Annotated in this window: 4 protein-coding genes; 2 read left to right on the top strand and 2 right to left on the bottom strand. The window is 64.4% G+C overall.

The annotated features are described in order from the left end of the window. Positions 1-180: 180 nt before the first annotated feature. Entirely contained in the window at positions 181-987 is an 807-nt protein-coding gene (locus AHiyo1_RS12060) for a flavin-containing monooxygenase (RefSeq protein WP_059388724.1), read from the bottom strand. 25 nt (positions 988-1,012) lie between these two features. Between AHiyo1_RS12060 and AHiyo1_RS12055 the strand changes: the two genes are divergently transcribed. Beyond that, positions 1,013-1,744: a TetR/AcrR family transcriptional regulator gene (locus AHiyo1_RS12055; protein ID WP_216363192.1), complete on the top strand. Its 732-nt coding sequence runs from the start codon at positions 1,013-1,015 to the stop codon at positions 1,742-1,744. Here the strand turns inward: AHiyo1_RS12055 and AHiyo1_RS12050 are convergent. Next, complete coding sequence (locus tag AHiyo1_RS12050; RefSeq protein ID WP_059388722.1) at positions 1,683-2,078, bottom strand: helix-turn-helix domain-containing protein; 396 nt, start codon at positions 2,076-2,078, stop codon at positions 1,683-1,685. The two genes, AHiyo1_RS12055 and AHiyo1_RS12050, sit on opposite strands and share 62 nt — an antisense overlap. A 99-nt stretch (positions 2,079-2,177) precedes the next feature. Here AHiyo1_RS12050 and AHiyo1_RS12045 point away from each other — a divergent pair. Beyond that, the coding region (locus AHiyo1_RS12045) for a TetR/AcrR family transcriptional regulator (RefSeq protein WP_253257299.1) at positions 2,178-2,756 on the top strand (579 nt) is incomplete at its 3' end.

The raw sequence follows: 2,756 nt of genomic DNA, 5'->3' as shown, positions 1-2,756 counted from the left end.
TCAACCCGTATTGGAAGGGCATGCCCACAAAGAACAGTCCTGGGAGTTGTTCCACGGCGCCCCGGAGGGTGAGCGGCCAGCCGTCCTCATCCGTGGGAAGTCCTTGGATCCAGCCAAAGTCCGGTTGGTAACCAGTAGCCCAGATGACCGTGGACACCGGTATCGCGTGACCTTCATCGGTCAGGGGTTGGCCATCGCGCGTGCCTTCAGGCGTGGTAGGCGGGTGACTCCCGCGGCGTCGAGCTCCCGCGTTGAGGTCCGGATCAGTGGCGCGCCGTGCTGGGTGAACCCGAGCGCGACCTTGCGGCCGATAGGGGTGGATCTGTTCAGCACCTTGTGGATGAAGAGCCACCAAAGCCCGCCGGCGTATCGCGTCACGGGGCCCGGAATGTGGAACGGAGGGTTTCCTGCGATGTAGGTGCGGTGCGTGGGTGCGAGCTCCAGGGCGATTTCGACGCCGGAGGTGCCGGAGCCGACCACCAGGACATCTCCGGGCGGAATTGAGTCCGGGTTGGAGTATTCCGCTCCGTGCAGTTGGTGGATGCCTGGATCGAGATCCCTGGCGAACGCCGGGACCCGTGGCTGTGTATTCGGGCCCGTGGCAACAACAACGTTTCTCGCCAGGATCGACCCGGCGATCGACTGCACCCGGAACCGGCCGTCCTCCCGCTCGATGCCGACGACGCGGGCGCCATGGCGTACCGGGAGTTCCCAGTTCGTGGCGTAATTCTCGAGGTATTCGGCCATGGCGTCTTTGCCGGGAAAGGTCCCCCGGGCGGCTGGAAATGGCAGGCCGGGAAGGGAATCGTGCTGCGCCGGGGTGAAGAGGCGCAAGGAATCCCATCGGCTCCGCCACACGTCGCCGACGCGGGCCTGCGAGTCCAGGATGAGGAAATCTTGCAGGTGTTTCTTCAGGTGGTATCCGGTGGCGAGCCCCGCCTGCCCTGCGCCCACAATTACCGTGTTCACTGCCTCATTGCTGTCCATCGCGAAGCCTCCTGAGGTGTCCGAGGTGATTAGAATAGCATTCCAGTCACTGGAATGCTATTCTTTTTTCGTGGAAATCCGGCACAATGACAGGCGCTTAGCTCAAGCTGTCGCAACCAAAGCTGCCGTGGTGGAGGCCGCCCGTCAGCTGTTTCTGAGCAAAGGGTATGTGGCCACCACTATCGGGGCCGTTGCCGAGCAAGCAGGTGTGGCCGTCCAGACCATCTACAACTCCGTGGGCAACAAGGCTGCGCTGCTCTCGGCCGTGGTTGACGCGACGGCGGCGGGTCCGGATGCTCCCCGTTCCGTGCCGGAGACCATGCGCGAGCGGACTGCCGCAGCCGCCGACGCCGGAGCGGTCCTGGCGCTGTTGGCCGACTGGTTTGCCGAGGTGAATCCGCGGAGCACCCAATTGTTCACCGTCATGCGGCAGGCCTCCGCTGTCGACGCCGAAGCCGCAAAAGTGGAGCGGGACCGGGCCGAAACCCGGCTACGGAACTATGCGGAAGCTGCGGCCGCGCTCAGGCGGCGCGGGGCACTGAGCTCCGGCATGAGCGACGAGCAAGCCGCTGCCGTGATCTGGTCGGTGGGTCATCCGGACACCTACCGGTCACTCGTGCTGGACTTCGCCTGGGGATTGGACGCTACCGGGATTGGGTCCACGCTGCGCTCAAGGCGGCCCTCGCGTAGCTTTTCTACTTGTTGCTTTCCTCTTCCGCCGCGGCCGTCTTCTTCTGGGTTTCCAGCCACGTCATGATGTCCGCGAGCCTGATGCGCCGATGCGTGCCGCGGTATTCCACCGGGATTTCGCCACGGTCAGTCATGTTCCGCAGGTAGGTGTGCGAGATTCCCGCGAGTTCGGCCGCCCTCGACGTCGTGAGCATTTCCTCGACGCTGCTCACCGTCACAGCTTCACCTCGGCCCAGCCTGCCAAGGAGGTCGACGACGGCGTCCCTCGCCTCATCCGGCAGCCGGTGGACCGTGCCATCCACGAAGACGGTGATGTCGTTGCTGTCCTGGAGTGAGCGCGCCAGGTTACGGGCGTCGTCCGCGGGCAAGCCAGGCGTCACGCGGGGAGCTATCAATGCCATGGCAGAAGCCTAGTCGCGCTCAAGGCTGTGCGGTTACGCCGCCGTGTTAGATTCACGCCTATGGTCAACTACCCCGCCAATCCGGATCCCGCGCTCGCCGTGGCCGCGGCAATCGATCTACTGGTGCGGCAAGGCTATGACGCGACCTCCGTGGACGACCTTGCCGATGCCGCAGGGATCAGCCGGAGCACGTTTTTCCGCAAGTTCGGCTCCAAAGAGGACATTGTTTTCGCTGATCACGACCGTATTCTGGCGCGGGTCCAGGACCTCCTTGCGCGGACGACGGCGGATCCGTTGCGTGCCGTCGTGGATGCCGCGCTCTTGGTTTTTGGCCACCATGTGGGCAACTGGAGAACCTCCCTCGCCCGCTACGAGCTTCTGCATCAAGTGCCGGCCCTTCGTGATCGTGAACTTGTCATGACGCATCGCTATCAACGGGCTTTCCGGAATCATCTTCTTTCCGCGTTGCCCGAGGGCGAAAGCCGCGAGGTCACGGCCGTGGCCTTTGCCGCTTCGGTGGTTGCTGTGCACAACAGCGTCCTGCGCCAATGGCTGCGGGCGGTTTCTGCTGGCGAACGCGAGGCGGATGCGGAGCGCGTCACGGGCGCGGAGCGCGATGTGCGGGAAGCTGAAGCCGAAGAGCTGGCCGCGCGGCTCGGGCGTGAATTGGGCGCGTTG

Origin of the sequence: Arthrobacter sp. Hiyo1, from assembly GCF_001263615.2 — a bacterium.
Classification (GTDB): domain Bacteria; phylum Actinomycetota; class Actinomycetes; order Actinomycetales; family Micrococcaceae; genus Arthrobacter.
Note: the sequence above shows the minus strand (reverse complement) of the source record. Positions and strands in the feature narration are given on the sequence as shown.

Bases quoted from the DNA above. Each gene is read 5' to 3' on its own strand.
- AHiyo1_RS12060 (WP_059388724.1), bottom strand. From the start codon at position 987: ATGGACAGCAATGAGGCAGTGAACACGGTAATTGTGGGCGCAGGGCAG.
- AHiyo1_RS12050 (WP_059388722.1), bottom strand. From the start codon at position 2,078: ATGGCATTGATAGCTCCCCGCGTGACGCCTGGCTTGCCCGCGGACGAC.